Source organism: Trichlorobacter ammonificans, assembly GCF_933509905.1.
Taxonomy (GTDB): Bacteria; Desulfobacterota; Desulfuromonadia; order Geobacterales; family Pseudopelobacteraceae; genus Trichlorobacter; species Trichlorobacter ammonificans.
This window is the reverse complement of record NZ_OW150024.1, coordinates 983,759-1,002,521: the sequence shown is the minus strand read 5'-3', so window position 1 is coordinate 1,002,521 and position 18,763 is coordinate 983,759. Positions and strand designations below refer to the sequence as shown.

The following is an 18,763-nucleotide window of genomic DNA, read 5'->3' as shown; positions in this document are numbered from 1 at the left end:
ATGCCCTAGTCCACAGCCCTCGAAAATGAGGGCGGCGGAAGCAGCACCAACTATACCGAACAAAATCAGCTAGTTACCAGCAGATACACACAAAAGGCGGAGCAACGCACCCTTGCCCGTATTGCCGGGGCACATGATCACGCCCCCCAGGAACACTCTACATTTCGCACGGATTACGACGGAGGGATCAATGGGCACCAAAGAAACAGCACGGAAAACGTCGCGTACCAGGAAGAGCTCAACGACTGCAGCGGCAGCGGCGGAGCCGTTGCTGACGGCGCCGGCTGCCGCGGCGGAACCCTCCGTCGTTCCTCGCAAGAAAGCTGACGGCACCGACAAGAAGCGACAGGACGACGATCCCGCACAGGCTCCGCCGGTAGCAGCGGACGCGGATACCGCCTCCCGGGATGCCGCCGTTGCGGACAGTGCTCCCCTGCTGATGGCGGAGGCAACCGCCGTCGCGACGGCGGCACAACCGGCCGGCGACATCAAAAAGGAAGAGGAGCGCGATGACGACAAGCTCGGCGGCTGGTGGTGGGAAGTCGGCTCCGTCGGTCTGCTGGCCCTGGGTGGTGGCCTTGGCGTGGGGCTGTCCTCCTCCTCAGGTGGTGGCGGTGGTGCCTCCGGGTCCGTAGATACGCTGCCACCCGCGTCACCCGTTTTTCCCGCATCAGTGTCCGGCCTCTCCGGAGGATACAGCAACAACGCCGCCCCCACTTTCAGCGGCACCGCGGAAGCCGGCGCCACCGTGCGTATTTACGACGGCGACGTGCTGCTCGGCGAAACAAAGGTCGACCAGAACGGTTTCTGGAGCCTTACCCCCTCAAACCGCCTGAGCGAGGGCAGCCATTCGATCACCTACCGCATCACCGATGCCGCCGGCAACTCAAGCAACGCCAGCCCGGCCATCAACTTTATCGTTGATACCATCGCTCCCGGCCAGCTCGGGATACAAACCAGCGACGGCGATGTCAGTGACGGCCTCACCCTGCAGATCACCCTGCCGGGCAACGCCAATGCCTCCGACACCATCACGGTAGTGGTTACGACGCAAAGCAACGTCCAGCACACCCTGACACGGCCGCTGTCGTCAATCGACATCACCAACGGTTCGTTGAGCGTGACCCTGCCTGCCGGAGTCTTCGCCGAGGGGCCGGGTTACTACACCGTGTACAGCACGATCAGCGACGCCGCGAACAACCGCACCGCCACCTCCACGCCGATCCTCTACTTTACCGGCCTCGTGCAGGACGACTACATCGCCGGCGCCACGGTCTTCATCGACAGCAACCGCAACGGGGTGTACGACCAGGGTGAAACGGTCACCACCAGCGATGCACAGGGACATTTCAAGTTCTCGTTCACTCCGGAAGCAGGGATTCCGATTCTGGCGTTCGGCGGGGTGGACACCACCTCCGGCTCCACCAACTCCGGCGTGGTGTACAAGGTGTACCCCGGGCTCATCGACACCCGGACGCTGGGGGTTGATGTCGTCCTCTCCCCCCTCTCCACCCTGATCGCCTCGGTGGCCGAGAGCATGAACCCCGGCACGGCCGTGGACGCCACCGCGCTCCGTAACGCCTCGGCGGTAGTCAACTCCGTGCTCAACCTGGGCATGACGACGCCGGAAAACCTGCTCTCCTTCGACCCGGTGGCAGCCGCCCTCTCGGGAACCGCCACTGCGCAGGAGCGCGGCGTTCTCTCCGCCAACCGGGAAATCAACGTCATCCTCGGCGCAGTTTCCTCGCTCATCAACGGTGCGTCCGCCACCCCCACCACCGTGGGCAGCGACTACGCCGTCGAGGCACTGGCCAACCTGATCGTGCAGAGCAACCGCAGCAGCAGCACGGTCAGCCTGAGCAGCGCCGGCGACCTGCAGGTGGTGTTGCTGGGGGCCATGAACGGTTCGAACCAGGATGGGGTCACCAACGACCTGCGTGCCAGCAGTGCAGCGGACATCGCCTCGCTGGCCGCCACCATCGGCACGATCAACAGCACCATCGCCACCAGCACCCTGGCCAACCCGTTGTCCGACGCCGTTACCGAAAGCATGCGGGTCGCCAGTGACGCCCTGTTGCCGACCCTGTACCGGATCGGCAACCAGGCCGCTGCGGAACGGGGTGGCGACATTTCCTTCGCGACCGCGTTCGACCAGGTGCGGGACGCCACCCAGTTCGTAGCCGACGCCATCAACGACCTGGGCGACCTGCGGGGCTTTGAAACCAACCCGGCCAACGGCTATTTCGGCGGCTTCATACCGCTCAACATCCAGATGCCCGCCCTCGGCACGGGCAACAGTACCGGCATGGTGACCATTGCGGGGATGCCCGACGGTGTGTCGTTGTATAAAACGACTCCCACCGGCCAGACGCTGCTTACCCCCGGCAGCGACGGCACCTATTCCATTGCGCTGAGCGACATCGGCATGCTGGCGGTCAGGGCCCTCGACCCCGGCCCGGCAGCCGGAGACCTCATCCGGGGGACGCTCCGGATCACCGCCGCAACGGAAACCCAGAGCTTTACGGGAACCATCGACCTCGCAATCACCGAGCCGGTCATTACACCAACAGCCACCATCGGCACGCTGACGGACGACGTCGGTCCGGTCACCGGCACCATCGCACCGGGTACGAGCACCGACGATCCGCGGCCCCACCTGAGCGGCACACTCGGCCAGGGCCTGACCGCCGGTCAGCAGATCATGATCTACGGCGGTGTCGACGGCACGGACCTGCTGGGGACGGCCACCGCGACCGGCACCACCTGGAACTTCCAGGTACCCCATGACCTGACCGGCACCCAGCAGTTCGTCGTCCGGATCGTCGACGGGAACGGCGACATCATCACCGCCTCCCGGCCCTACACCACCTCGATCATCACGGCGGACCAGCAGGGGGCGGCCAACATCGTTGTCGAACTGTCCGAAACCGACGCCCCGCTCACCACCCGGGGCCTTCTCAGCGGCGGCAGCTCCTTCACACCCCAGACCGCCACCGTCGGCACCTGGGGAACCTTTTCGGTGAACGCCGCCGGCTCCTGGAGCTTTGTCGCCAACGGCGCCCACAACCGGTTGAACGCAGGGGACACGGTGTCCGACACCTTCCAGGTCGCCGGCGCCAACAACTCCGTCAGCCGGGTCACCGTGACGATTCACGGCACCAACGATGCCGCGACTGTTTCCACGGCCACCGTCCAGCTCACCGAGGAAGACAGCCCGGAGGCCATCTCCACCAGCGGCACCCTGACCATCAGCGATCTCGACAACCCGGCCGAATTCGTGTCGCAGACCGCGGTTGCGGGGGCCTACGGCCTTTTCAGCATCAACGCGCAGGGACACTGGACCTACGTCGCCGATTCCGCCCACGACGAATTCGAAGAAGGGCAGCTCTACGTTGACACCTTTGTCGTGACCGCCGTGGACGGAACCCGCACCAGTGTGACGATCACCATGGTGGGCACCAGCGACAACGAGCCGCCGGTGATCACCTCCGCCGACCGCAGCGTAGTACCGGAAAACGCTGCAACCGCCACCGTCGTCTACACCGCCACCGCCAGCGACCCGAACGAAGGGGATGTGGTCACCTACAGCCTCGGCGGTCCCGATGCCGACCTGTTCGACATCGACGCCGTCACCGGCGCGGTCACCCTCAAAAATTCCGCCAACTACGAAAGCAAGGACACCTACCTCATCATCGTCGTGGCCACCGACGCCGACGGGGCCAGCGGCAGCAGCACCGTCACCATCCACGTTACCGACGTCAACGACGCACCGACCATCGACTCGGCCGCCAGCGGCAGCATCGCCGAAAACGCTCCCGCCAACACCGTCGTCTACACCGTGGGCGCCAGCGACGAAGATGCCGGCGACCGTCTCCGCTACAGCCTGGACGGTCCCGACGCCGCCCTGTTCACCATCGACCCCGACACCGGTGAAGTCCGCCTGATCGCCCCCGCCGACTACGAGGACCGGGACAGCTACGCCATCACCGTCATCGCCACCGACACCGACGGCGTCAGCACTGGCAAGGACGTTACCATCACCGTCGTCAACCAGGACGAAAGCACCCCGGTCGTCACCTCCGGCGACACGGCCGCTCCCCTGGCCGAGAACAGCGGCGCCGGCCTGGTGATCTACACCGCCGTTGCCGACGATTCCGGCGACGTCAGCGACGGGATCACCTGGAGCCTGAAGCCGGGCAGCGACCCCGGCCTGCACATCGATCCCCAGACCGGGAAGGTAACGCTGCTCGATAATCCCGATTACGAAACCACGCCGAACTACACCTTCACCGTGGTGGCCACCGACGGTGCCGGCAATGCCGCCGAAAAGACCGTCACCCTGGCGGTGCTGAACGATGACGCCGCCGTCACCGTCAGCGCGGGCGAGGCAACCGTCGTCGAGGGAGCGCCGGGCACCACGACGCTGCTCACCTACACCGTCACCCGGACCAAAACAGCCAATGCCAGCAGCGTCGACTGGAGCATCAGCGGCGTCGACGCCGCCGACCTGGCCCCGAGTCAAACCCTGTCCGGCAGTGTCAGCTTTGCCGAAGGCCAGAGCAGCGCCACCTTCACCGTCGAACTGGCCGGAGACAGCACCATCGAAGCCGATGAAACCCTGCTGATCACCCTCGCCAACCCCGGCGACGACCTGGTTCTGGGAGCCCAGAACACGGCAGCCGTCACCATTGTCAATGACGATGCCCTGGTCTCGATCAGTGCCACGACCCCCACGATTCAGGAAGGGCACAACGGTGAAACCCGGGTCGTCACCTTCACCCTGACCCGCACCAACACCCTCAGCGCAACCAGCGTTCAGTGGGAGGTGGCGGGCGGCACCGTGGATGCCGCCGATTTCGGCGGCACACTGCCGTCGGGAACGGCCACCTTTGCGGTGGGACAGGCCAGCACCACCATCACCGTCACCGTCACCGGCGACCGCACCATCGAACCGGACGAAGCCCTGACGGTACGGCTGGCCAACCCGGGCGCCAACCTCGGCCTGGGTACCGATACAGCCACCACCACCGTGGTCAACGACGACCTGGGCTTCAGCATCTTCGCCGGTACGACCGACGTCGTCGAGGGGGGCGCCGCCACCCAGACGGCGATCACCTTCCAGGTGGTCCGTTCCGAAAGCCTCAATCAGCCCATGACCATCGACTACCGGTTGATCCCCCGCGGCAACCACGTGCCGGATTCCCTGGACTTCACCGCCTCCCCCGACGCCCTCGGCGACAACGGCGGACGCCCCAGCGGCTCCATCAGCTTCGGCGCCAACGAAACCACGAAAACCGTCACCATCTATGTGGCAGGGGACGCCACCCTGGAGCAGGATGAAGCCTTCAGTGTCGTACTGGCCAACGCCCCGGCCGGCACCGTCATCATCAACGGCGAAATCCAGGGGATCATCCGCGCCGACGAAACCCAGTACGACGTCACGGCGGTCACCGCCTCCACGCTTGAAGGAAACGGCACCGGCGGCGTGCAGCAGTTTCTGGTCACCCGTACCGGCAACGTCTCACAGGCCGGCGCCATCGGCTACGTCATCGCCGGGTACGGCGAGAACCCCGCCGAAGATGACGACTTCGAAAACGGATTCCCGCTGACCGGCATCATCACCTTCGCCGCAGGGGAAACCTCGAAGATCATCTCGGTGCCCCTTGCCGGCGACAGCCTGCTGGAGGGGTATGAAAGCTACTCCTTCACCCTGCAGGCCCAGGACGCCAACTCCCTTATCCATACCGGCACCGCCACCGTCACCATCGTGCCGGACGACGCCGCCGTCAGCATCACGGCCACCGACGCCGTGGTCAAGGAAGGCTCCGGCAGCACCACCCGCAGTCATACCTTTACCCTGACCCGCTCCGCCCACCTGGACAGCGAAGTTACCGTTGACTGGCACCTGGTGGGTTCCGGCGCAAACCAGGTCAATGCCGACGACTTTGGCGGCAGTCTTCCTTCGGGAAGCATCACCTTCGCCGCCGGCGAAACCACGAAGCTGCTGACCATCACCCCCCGTGCCGACACGGTCTACGAACCCCACGAAGGGTACGAAATCGTCCTGACCACCGGCCAGGCCGGTGTCGTGCTCGAGCAGGACCGCGCCGCGGGCATGATCCTCAACGACGACTCCGGCCTCACCCTTGTCGCCACCAACCTGGACCGCCCGGAAGGCAACCCCGGCGGCACCTCACAACTGACCTTCACCGTGCAGCGCAGCGGCGACACCACCGGTGTCTCCACCGTGCACTGGGAGCTGGTCCCCACCGACGGCAACGGCGTCGTCGCCGCAGACTTCGCTTCGGGCAGCATCCCCTCAGGGGTTTTAACCTTTACCCGCGGCGTTTCCAGCCTGGTGGTCAATCTGCCGCTCACGGTGGACAACCTGATCGAACCGGACAAGGGATTCACCATCCGCCTGAGCAACCCCTCCGAAGGCACCCAGGTACTGGTCGGCGAGGTCAGCGGCGCAATCCGCAACGATGACGCCGCCTTTACCCTGCAGAGCATCGATCCAGTGGTGGAAGGGCACAGCGGCAGCACCACGGTCACCTTTACGGTCACCCGCACCGGCGACATCAACGGCACGGACACGGTGGAGTACGTTGTCAGCCCCGCCGGCAGCGGCGCGGCAGCCGACGGGGCAGACTTTGCCGGCGGACTGCTGCCGGGGGGCCTGATCACCTTCAACGCCGGGGAAACCAGCAAAACCGTCACCCTGTCCGTGGCAGGGGACCACAGCCTGGAAAGCGATGAAACCTTCACCATCACCCTGGTCAACCCCGGCGCCGGCACCACCATTGCCAGCGGCACTGCCGACGTGGTCATCCTGAACGACGACGACATCCTCTCCATTGCCGCCACCAGCGCCGATCTCGCCGAAGCGGCCAACGGCGACAGCCGGGAGTTCACCTTCACCGTTACCCGTACCGGTTTCCTGGACCGGGAAACCACGGTGGACTGGAGCGTCGCCGGCCAGGGGGCCCACCCGGCCAACGCCGCCGACTTCGGCGGCACGCTCCCCGCCGGCAGCCTCACCTTTGCCGCCAATGAAACCAGCAAGACCATCACGGTCACGGTCAGCGGCGATTATTACCAGGAAGCGGACGAAGGATTCCGCGTGCAGCTTACCAATCCTTCGGCCGGCACCACCCTGGGCACCGCCAGTGCCGACGGCGTGATCCGCAACGACGACACCGGCCTGGTCGTAAGTGCCACCACCACGACCCTCACGGAAGGGGAGAGCGGCACGCAGACCCACGTCTTCACCGTCACCCGCAGCGGGGTGGTCACCGGCACCACCACGGTCAACTGGGCGGTGAGCGGTTCCGGCGACCACCCGGTGGATGCCGCCGACTTCTTCGGCGGCGCCCTCCCCTCCGGCACCATCACCTTCGGCCCGGGAGAAACCAGCAAAACCATTGAAATCCAGACCAGCGGCGATACCGCCATCGAGTCCACCGAGGGGTTCACCGTCACCCTTTCCGGCGCCGACGGCAACGCCGACATCATGACCGCCACCGCCGCCGGCAGCGTGGTGGCCGACGATATCGGCATCGCCATCACCGCCGGCAACGCCTCGGTGCTTGAAGGAGCAGCGGGGGAGAGCCGCGTGCTGACCTTCACCGTCACCCGCAGCGGCGACCTGGCATCGCCGGTGGTCATCGACTGGATCGCCAGCGGCATGACCGCCGACGACTTCGCCGCCTCCACCCCCTTCTCCGGCACCCTCAGCTTCGCGGCCCATGAAACCGTCAAGACCATCAACCTGCCCCTGCTCGGCGACAACGTCAACGAGAGCACTGAAACCCTCACCGTCACCCTGAGCAACCCGGCGGGCAATCCGGCCCACGACCGGACCTACCTCACCAGCGCCACCGCCGCGACGGAGGTGGTCAACGACGATGCCGCCCTGGTGATCACGGCGGATACCGCCACTCAGGCCGAGCAGAATACCGACGACGGTGCCTCCACCCCCTTCACCTTCACCGTCACCCGCAGCGGCGACACCTCCGCGGCAACCACCGTCGAGTGGGTGCTGCAGCTTCCCGGCGGCGCCGGTTCGGCGGCAGCCAACGACTTTATCGGCGGTCAGGACGCACTGGGCAGCAACGACGGCCTGCCCAGCGGCACCGTTACCTTTGCCGCGGGTGAAAGCACCGCGCAGATCATCGTGCTGGTGGCCACCGACAATCAGGTTGAGCAGGACGAATCCTTCACCATCCTGCTGCAGGGGGCCGGTGACAACACCGAACTGACCGGCAGCAGTGCCGGCGCCGTCATCACCAACGACGACACCGGCTTCTCCATCACCGCCCTCTCCGCCGACCATGCCGAGGGGCAGGGCGGCACCGTGACCTACACCTTCCGGGTCACCCGGGCCGGTGACATCAGCGACGCCGCCACGGTTGACTGGGCAGTCGGCGGCAGCGGCGCCTCACCGGCCGACGCAGCCGACTTCGGCGGCCTCCTCCCCTCCGGCACCCTCTCCTTTGCCGCCAATGAGGCCAGCAAGGAGATCAGCTTCACGGTCAGCGGCGACACCGTGGTGGAGCAAAACGAAGAGTTCACCGTCACCATTAGCAACGCCCGGCTCACCGACAACACGCCGCAACTGATCCAGGATGCCAACGCCACCGGCATCATCCGCAACGACGACCAGAGTTTCAGTGTCAGCGCCGCCAACGCCACCGTGGCTGAAGGTTCCGCCGGCACTACCCAGATCGCCTATACCGTCACCCGCAGCGGCGACCTGAGCGGCAGCGCCACCATCAATTACGCCGTCACCGGCGGGGCCGGCGTCACTGCGGCCGACATCCAGGGCGGTGTTCTGCCCAGCGGCACCCTGACCTTCGCTGCCAATGAAACAAGTAAAACCGTCACTTTCGATCTGATCGCCGACACTCTGGCCGAAGGAGACGAAACCTTCACCCTCACCCTGACCGATCCCTCGGCCGGCATCATCGGCACCGCCACCGCCAACACCGTCGTCACCAACGACGACACTAACTTCGTGCTCAGCGCCCCGGCCGCCTTCCATGAGGGGGCCAGCGGCAGCACCGCGGTTACCTTTACGGTCACCCGGAGCGGCGACACCAGCGGCGCCGGCAGTGTGAAGTGGTCCGTGGCCCCTGCCAGCGGCCTGACCACTGCTGATTTTACCGGCAATCAGGACAGCCTGGGCACCAACAGCGGTCTGCCCAGCGGTACCGTTACCTTTACGGCGGGACAGACCAGCACGACCATCACCATCAACGTGGCCGGTGACCTGACCCTGGAAAACGACGAAACCCTGCGGGTGATCCTGGCCGATCCCAACGGTGGCACCATCGAGGGAACGGACGGCGACAAGAGCACCACCATCCTGACCGACGACGACAGCTTCAGCATCAGCACCCTGACCACCAGCCGTGCCGAAGGCAACAGCGACAGCGCGATCACCTACACGGTGACCCGCACCGGTTCCCTGGTGGGGGCCCGCGACCTCACTTGGACCATCACCGGTACCAACGGCTTCACCACGGCCGGCGACCTGGCCGACGGCCAGGCGGCCAGCGGCACGGTCAGTTTCGCCGACGGCCAGGTAAGCGCCACCATCGTGGTCAACGTCAAGGGCGATTCCGTCGTGGAATCGGACGAAACCATGACCGTCACTCTTTCCGGGGCACCGGCCAACAGCGTCATCGGCACGGCCAGCGCCTCCACGGTACTGACCAACGACGACGCCAGCGTTTCCGTCGCCACCCTGCTGGCCGACAAGAACGAAGGCAACAGCAGCTACGTCGATTACACCTTCACCGTCACCCGCACCGGCAACACGGCGCAGACCAGCACCGTTTCCTGGACCGTGGACACCGGCGTCGCCAACGCCGTCAACGGCAGCGACTTTTTCTCAAGCCAACCGGCCGGTGTGTTCAAGGACGGCAACGGCATCCCCTACGGCACGGTGAGTTTCGCGGGGGGGGAAACCAGCAAGACCGTCACGCTGCGGGTTGCCGGCGACAGCGCCCTGGAAGCGGACGAAGTGCTGCGCCTGGCCCTCTCCAACGCCTCCGCCGGCACGCAGATCACCACGGCAACTGCCGACGGCTTTGTCCGCAACGATGATGCCCAGTTCAACATCACCGCCGGCACGGCCAACCTTCTCGAAGGGGACGGCGGCCACGGCACCGGCAAGGCCATGACCTACACGGTGACCCGCACCGGTAACTTGAATCAGGTCAGCACGGTGGACTGGAGCGTGGTGCACGGCACCACCACCAGCAGTGACTTCACCAACGGCGTAAGCGCCAACCTCACCCCCGGCGGTACCCTGACCTTCGCCAACGGAGTCGCCACCCAGACCATCACGGTCTACGTCTACGGCGACACCGGCGTGGGCAGCGTGGAAGGGGATGAAACCTTCTCCATCCAGCTTGCCAACCCCAACGCCGGCAGTTCCCTGGGCAGCACCACCAGTTATAACAGCACCATTCTCGACGACGATACCCGTCTCACCCTCTCCGTCGACGACTACAGCAAGGCCGAATCGGTCGCCGGGAGCAATACGGTTTTCACCTATACCGTAACCCGTAGCGGCTATACCGGCGGCACCACTGGATTTAACTGGTCCACCGGCAACACCGACCCCTCGAACGGCTCCTCTGCCTACATGACCGACTACACCCAGAGCCGCTCCGAGTACCAGGTTGCCGATGCAGCCGATTTCCAGGGCGGTTTCACCTCCGGAAGCGGCAGCTTCGCCGCCGGTGAGACCAGCAAGCAGTTCACCGTGACAGCCCTCGGCGACAACACGGCGGAAAACGATGAGTGGTTCGCGGTCAGCGTCACCGGCACCAGCGGCTACGACGAGATCAACGTCATCTATGACGATCCTTCGAAGAGCACCGGAACCCTGCTCGGCCGTAGTTACTATGGCGGCCGCAACTTCTACGATAACCAAGCCATCAGCAGCGCCACCAACGGTGTCGCCAACAACACCAACTACCTGTTCTCCTCCATCGAACGCGACGAGGCCGAGTTCTACCTGAGCGACCGTGAGGTGGCCAGCACCAGCGTACAGAGCCTGTCTCCCGGAAACGGCCTGCAGAGCCGGGCCGAAGGCGATACCCCGGCGGATGGCGGCGCCGGCGCCACCATCGTCACCATCGGCGGTGTGGAGTACGGCTACGTGGAGCATATCTTCGCCGTGCAGCGCCAGGTTGCCACGGCGGGCACGGCCAGCGTGGGCTGGCGCATCGGCACCTACAACTCTCCGGCAGTCAGCGCCGATGACTTCCTCACTATCACCCGCGACGGTAATGGCGACATCACGTCCATAACCACCGCGGCTGCCCTCCCCTCCGGTACCGTTACCTTTGAAGACGGCCAGCAATGGGCCTACATCAAGTTCTACACCAAGGTGGATGATATCGGAGAATACGACGAGTACTTCAGCATCTATCTCGAGAACCCCAGCGCAGGTTCTTCGATCAACATCTACGATACCGCGAGTTATCCGCAATACAATATCGGCATCATCGCCAACGACGACACCCGCTTCGACGCCTCCGTCAACGATGTGGTCGAGGGCGGAACCCTCACCTATACCGTCACCCGCAGCGGCGACAGCCGGGGTACCGACACCGTGGACTGGTCCCTGGCCCTGCCCGGTTCCGAAGCCACCAATGAGAGCAACAACGCCACCGGCACCTGGTACAAGCTGGACCCGTCGGACATCGACAGTGTCACCCCCTCAAGCGGCACCGCCAGCTACAACGCGGGAACCCGCACCTGGTCCGGTACCCTGACCTTCGCGGACGGCGAGACCACCAAAACCATCACCGTGGTCACCATCGACGACGCCTGGACCGAAACTTGGCGGGAGGAACTGCCCATCGTCCTTTCCAACCCCGTCAACGTCAATGCCGGCGAACCCAACCACGACCTGGAGACCCCCTCCACCGGCTACACCGACACCGCCCGGATCTACGACAACGAATCCGACCCGCTGATCAGCGTTTCGGTCAGCAGCGCCACCACCTGGGAGGGGACCGGCGCCAACGATTCGGCCACCGGCAACAGCGTCACCTTCACCATTACCCGCAGCGACCAGGGGGACCGGGACGGCAGCCTGAACTACCCCACCACCGTGGCCTGGCGGATCGACGGCACGTACATCAACTGGGCCAGTGCCAATGGCTCGGCGGAAATCCTGACCTTTGGCGGTGACGCCAGCAGCGTGCAGGAACCCTACTCCAACCAGACCTACGGCCTGGTCACCTTTGCTGCCGGCGAAACCACCAAAAACGTGGTGGTCACCTTCACCGGCGACCGCTACGTGGAGAACGACAAGACCCTGACCTTCACCGTGCTGGACCCGGACGACGCCGAACACGGGCCGCTCTATACCGACGCCTACGGCCCGGCGGACATCAACAACGCCCTGGCCAGCGTCACCACCACCCTGAAGAACGACGACATCCGCCTCTGGGTCGGTGGCTGGGACACCTACAGCGGCGACACCAACGGCTACTATACCAATGTGCAGACCAGCGCCTACGAGGGGAATCCGCTGACCTTCATGGTCAATCGCTACGGACGGCTGGACAACGACATCGTCGTCAACTACACCCTGGTTAACGGCACCACGACAAACGGCGATTTCACCACCATGAGCGGCAGCTTCACTCTGGCCGGGCAGGCCGGTACCTACGGCGAGTACACTTACAGCATCTCCCTGGCCGATCTGCTCGCCGACGACACCACGGTGGAAGCAAACGAAACCTTTACCCTGCGTCTTTCCGCCCCCGGCGACAGCGCCGGCTCCAGCGTCCGTTTCCAGAGCTACTACGCCGACTATAGCGGCAGCTACACCAGCCCGAGCACCACGCTGGATGTACGCGGCACCATCTACGACGACGACACCACCTACACCCTGACCCCGGCCAGCACCAGCCTGGTGGAGACCGACCAGGGGGCCAACCAGACCTTCTCCTTCGACGTTACCCGCGGCGGCACCGGCTATACCGGCGCGGCCACCCTCAAGTGGCGGGTGGAAGCGGTGGGGGGGAATCCGGCCAGTACCAGCGATTTCACCAGTACCGACACGCAGGGCACCAACAACGGCCTGCCCAGCGGCACAGTCAGCTTTGCCAGCGGCGAGCTCACCAAGACCTTCAGCGTGCTGGTCAAGGGCGACCTGATCGCCGAGAACAGCGAAACCTTCCGGGTGGTGCTCTACGAGGACGTGCTGACCAGCTCGTCGCCGACGATTACCAATACCCAGAATGTGGCCAGCGCCACCCTGACCATCGTCACCGACGATACCGGCATCAGCATCGCCGACAGTACCCTGGCGGAAAGCGATGCCAACCAGACCATGACCTTCACCATCACCCGTTCGGGGGACACCACCGGCACCTCGTCGATGACCTGGACCCTCTACCACGGCACCACCGCCGCAGGCGACGTCAGCGGCGCCACCTCCGGTACGGTCAGTTTCAGCGCCGGCGAGACCAGCAAGACCATCTCGGTGACGGTGGTGGGCGATACCACGCCGGAAGCCGATGAAACCTTCACCATCCAGCTCTCCAACCTGGTGGGGGTCGATGAGGCCATCGACATCAGCGCCACCGGAACCATCCGCAACGACGACAGCAGCTTCTCCATCGCCCCGCTGGTGGGCAGCAGCCCGGAAAGCGGCAGCCAGACCTTCACCATCACCCGTACCCACGACACGGTCCAGAACCAGACCATCACCTGGTCCGTAGGGGGCGGATCGGCCACTGCCGCCGACTTCGGCGGTTCGCTCCCCTCCGGTTCCGTCACCTTTGCGCCGGGCGAGATGAGCAAGACCATCACCATCACCCCCACCAACGACGCCACGCCGGAAACCGACGAGACCTACACCGTCACCATCGCCCTGGGGGCCGGCACCGCCGGCGACACCATCAGCCAGGCAACGGCCAGCGGCACCATCGAAAACGATGACGCCGCGCTGCATATCGCCGCCGACCACGCCACCATCCAGGAAGGGCACAGCGGCACCACCGCCCTCACCTTCACGGTGACCCGCACCGGCAACGCCGACGGCACCGCTTCGGTGGACTGGAAGCTCTCCTCGGCCGGCGCCGTGGCCGCCGACTTCGCCACCGCCGACGCCCTGGGCAGCAACGGCGGTCTCCCCTCGGGAACGGTGACCTTTGCCGACGGCGAGTACGAAAAGACCATCACCATCCAGGTGGTGGGCGATGAAGTGGTGGAAGGGGACGAGGCGGTCACCATCACCCTTGCCAACGCCAGCGGCGGTTCGATCCTGACCGCAACCGCCGCCGCCACCATACTCAACGACGACTCCACCATCGCCATCGCAGCCGTCGATGCGGTGAAGAACGAAGGGAACAGCGGCACCACCCCCTTCACCTTCACCATCACCCGCACCGGCTACCTGGGCGAGGCGGAAACCGTGACCTACAGCATCACCGGCTCCGGGGCCCACGCCGCGGATGACGACGACTTTGCCGGCATCACCGGCACGGTGACCCTTGCCGCCGGCCAGGCCAGCACCACCCTCACCATCGACGTGGCTGGCGACCTGGCGGGCGAGCCGGACGAAGGGTTCACGGTTACCCTGTCCAACCCCAGCAGCGGCATGACCATTACCCAGGCCACCGCCACCGGCACCATCCAGGCCGACGACATCGTTTTCGACGTCACGGCCCCGGCCACGCAGGTGGAGGGAAATCCGGGGGACACCACCTATTTCGATTTCGTGGTGACCCGCAGCGGCAACCTCACCGGTTCCCAGACCCTGACCTGGAGCGTGGCCGGCATCGGCGCCGACCCCACGTCGGCCGGCGACTTCGACAGCACCGGCGGCACCATCACCTTTGATGCCAACGACACCAGCAAGACCATCAGGGTGCCGGTGAAAGGGGACTACCTGGGCGAGTCCGACGAGAGCTTCCGCCTGACCCTGGCGGGACCGGACGGCGTGATCTTCCTGCACACCACCGCCGACGCCGTCATCACCGACGACGAGGCATCCCTGCGCATCAGCGCCACCGACGCCGTCAAGTCGGAAGGGGCCGACGGCATGGTCAACTACACCTTTACCGTCACCCGCACCGGCAACACGGCCCTTGAGGCCACCGTGGACTGGGCCGTGGCGGCCGGCAGCGCCGATGCCGACGATCTGGCGGGGGGCCTGCTTCCCTCCGGCACCTTGACCTTTGCCAGCGGCGTGAACAGCCAGACCATCACCGTGCAGGTGGCGGGGGACACCGTGGTGGAGGGGGATGAGACCTTTACCGTCAATCTCGGCAATCCCTCCACCGGCGCCGCCGTGGTGGTGGGCAGCGCCACCGGTACCATTATCAGCGACGACGTGGAGTGGACCATTGCCGCCGTCTCTCTTCCTGACGGCGAAGGGGACGGTCCCACCGCCTATGTGTTCCGGGTGACCCGCACCGGCAGCCTTTCCGCCACCACGCTGGACTGGAGCGTTGCCGGCAGCGGCGACCATGCGGCAGCGGCCGCCGACTTCACCGGCGGTTTCTTCCCCTCCGGCACCCTGGTGTTTGCCCAGGGCCAGGCCAGCCAGGACTTCACCGTTTCAGTGGCCGGCGACAGCCTGCGTGAAGCCGACGAAGGATTCCGGGTGACCCTGACCGCGCCGGTGGACAGCCTGACCCACAGCTATGGCGCCCGGACGGCGGACGCGGTCATCGTCAACGACGACGACGTGCTCGCCATTACGGCGCTGGCGGCCGACAGGGCCGAGGGAACCGGCGGCACCACCGCCTTCACCTTCACCGTGACCCGCAGCGGCAGCCTGAGCGGCAGCTCCACCGTGGGCTGGCGCATCCTGCACACCGACACCGGCGCCGACGACTTTGCCGCCACCAGCGGCACCGTGACCTTTGCCGACGGCCAGGATACCGCCATCCTCAGCGTGCTGGTGGCCGGCGACCGTGACCTGGAAGGGGCCGAGGCCTTTACCGTCGAACTCTGCAACCCCGGCGCCGGCAGCACCATTGACGGCTCCGCCGCCACCGCCGCCGGCCTCATCCGCGACGACGACGTCGACCTGGCACTGGCGACGGCAAACGGCAGCGTTGTGGAAGGAGACGGCGGCACGGCGGGCCAGGCCACCTTCACCGTCACCCGCAGCGGCGATCTGTCGGGGGAAACCACGGTATCCTGGAACGTGGTGGCCGGTACGGCCACTGCCGCCGACTTTGCCGGCGGCCTGCTGCCGGGCGGTACGCTGACCTTTGCCGCCGGTGAAACCGAAAAGACCATCACCGTGAACCTTGCCGGCGACGGCGCCTGGGAGGGCAACGAAACCTTCACCGTCCAGCTGTCGAACGCCAGCGCCCATGCCGACATCACCGTCAACAACGTGGCCGGTCAGATCATCGACGACGACGACACCCTGACCCTCTCGGCGGTGGCCGTGGACCATGCCGAAGGAACCGGCGGCAGCACCCTCTACACCTTCCGTATCGACCGGGCCGGCACGGCAACCGGCGCCACCAGCGTCGAGTGGGCGATCAGCGGTAGCGGCAGCCGCCCCGCCTCGGCGGACGACTTCGCCGCCGTGGGCGGCACGGTGCAGTTCGCCGACGGCGAAACCAGCAGAACCTTCACCGTCGAAGTGGTGGGCGACGGCATCGGTGAATACGATGAAACCTTCGACGTCACCCTGGTCAATCCGGCCGACGGCTCCACCGTCACCGGCCCGGCGGTGACCGGCACCATCCGCAACGACGACGCGGCGCTGGTCATAACCGCCGACGCTGTTTCCGTGGCCGAAGGGGCGGACGGCGTTGAAACCGTCTTCACCTTCACGGTGACCCGCAGCGGCGACCTTACCGGTGCGGTGAGCGCGCTCTGGGAGGTGATTGCCAGCGGCAGCCGTCCGGCCAACGCAGGGGACTTCGGCGGCGTCTTCCCCACCGGCGCCGTGGCCTTCCAGCCCGGCGAGAGCACCCAGCAGATCAGCGTCTCGGTGCTGGGCGACGCCGTGGGCGAATATGACGAAACCTTCTCCATCAGGCTGTTCGATGCCGACGGAGCCACCATTCTGGAACAGACCGCCGAAACCACCATTGCCAACGACGACACCGGCATCTCCGTCATCGCCCTTGACGCCGACAAGGCCGAGGGGAACAGCGGCGTCACCAATTTCACCTTCAAGATCGAACGGGTCGGCCTCGCCGCCGGCGAGGCCTCGGTGAACTGGGCCGTCCACGGCACCGGCAGCTATCCGGCCGGTACCGACGACTTCGTGGGCGGCATCGCTCCCTCCGGCACGGTACACTTTGCCGACGGCGAGAGCGAACGTATCATCACGATCCAGGTGGCGGGGGACCATACCTACGGCCAGGACCAGACCTTCCAGGTACAGCTCACGAATCCCAGCGGCGCCAACCTGATCCAGGCCGCGGCCACCGGCACCATCCGCAACGACGACAGCCAGATCTCCGTCACTGCCCTCAACCCCAGCCAGGTGGAGGGGAACAGCGGCTCACTGCTCTACTCGTTCGAAGTCACCCGGCTCGGCGCCGTTGATACCACCGCCACCATCGACTGGCAGGTGGCCGGCAGCGGCGGCTACCGGGCCACTGCCGCCGACTTTGTGGGCAACCAGCTGCCCAGCGGCTCCCTGACTTTTGCCCCCGGCGAAACCTCGAAGATCGTCACCGTCGCCGTGGCAGGGGATACCCTGACCGAAGTGGACGAGCAGTTCTCCCTGCTGCTGTCAAACCCCGGCGACGGCGTCAGCATCGCTCCCAATGCCGGTTCGGCCGCGGCCACCATCGTCAGCGACGACGAAGGAGTCGTCCTGATCGCCTTGGACACCGACCGTTCGGAAGGTGCGGCGGGCACCACCAACGCCTATACCTACCAAGTGCTCCGCTCCGGCAATATTTCCGACGCCGTCACCATCACCTACACCATCAGCGGCGACGTGGACGCCGACGACTTCGTCTCCCCCCTGACCGGCACCTTCCAGATGGCCGCCGGCCAGAACAGCCACCTGCTGACCCTGACGGCACGGGGCGACGCCACGGTGGAGCCGGACGAGCAGTTCCAGGTCAGCCTTTCCGGTTCCGGGGTCAATATCGACAGCACGCCGGTGACCAGCTACCTCCGCAACGACGATGCGGCCGGCCCCGGTGACGACGCCATCATGGGCGGCAACGGCAATGACATCCTGAGCGGTCTGGGCGGCGGCGACACCATCAGCGCCGGAGGCGGCAACGACCTGATCGTGGTCAACGCCGACAACATCGCCCGCCTGACCGGCAGCCTCCCCCACCTCTCCGTGGACGGTGGCGCGGGAATCGACACCCTGAAGCTGTCCGGCAGCGGTATCCATCTGGACCTGAGCGTGCTGACCTCGTCGCAGATCACCGGTATCGAGAAGATCGACCTTTCCGGCAGCGGCGCCAACCAGCTCAGCCTGACCGCCGCGGAACTGCTGCATCAGGAGGTGGATGTCTTTGCCACCGGCGGCAGCGGCCTGCATCAACTGCTGGTGGACGGCGACGCCGACGATACGGTCATCATCGGCAACATCGGCGACTGGCAGCACACCCCCGCCGATACCCATGTCATCGGTGCCGTCACCTACGATGTGTACACACAGAGTGACATGCAGGTACAACTTCTGATAAACCAGGCTATCAGCAGCAGTAATGTGCACGGGTAGCGGCGGCCCCACCGGCTGACCGCAACGGCGTTGGACGACAGGATGCCCCCATGGGTGTCC

The 18,763-nt window shown here is 65.7% G+C and carries 1 protein-coding gene; it reads left to right on the top strand.

Features of this window, described 5'->3' with window-relative positions:
* The first annotated feature begins 190 nt into the window (after nucleotides 1–190).
* On the top strand, nucleotides 191–18,703 hold the full coding sequence (locus RAK07_RS04500; protein WP_305731647.1) for a Calx-beta domain-containing protein: 18,513 nt from the start codon (nucleotides 191–193) through the stop codon (nucleotides 18,701–18,703).
* The last annotated feature ends 60 nt before the right edge of the window (nucleotides 18,704–18,763 follow it).

What these genes read in the sequence shown, in the direction of transcription:
- RAK07_RS04500 (WP_305731647.1), top strand. Translation starts at nt 191, where the DNA reads ATGGGCACCAAAGAAACAGCACGGAAAACGTCGCGTACCAGGAAGAGC.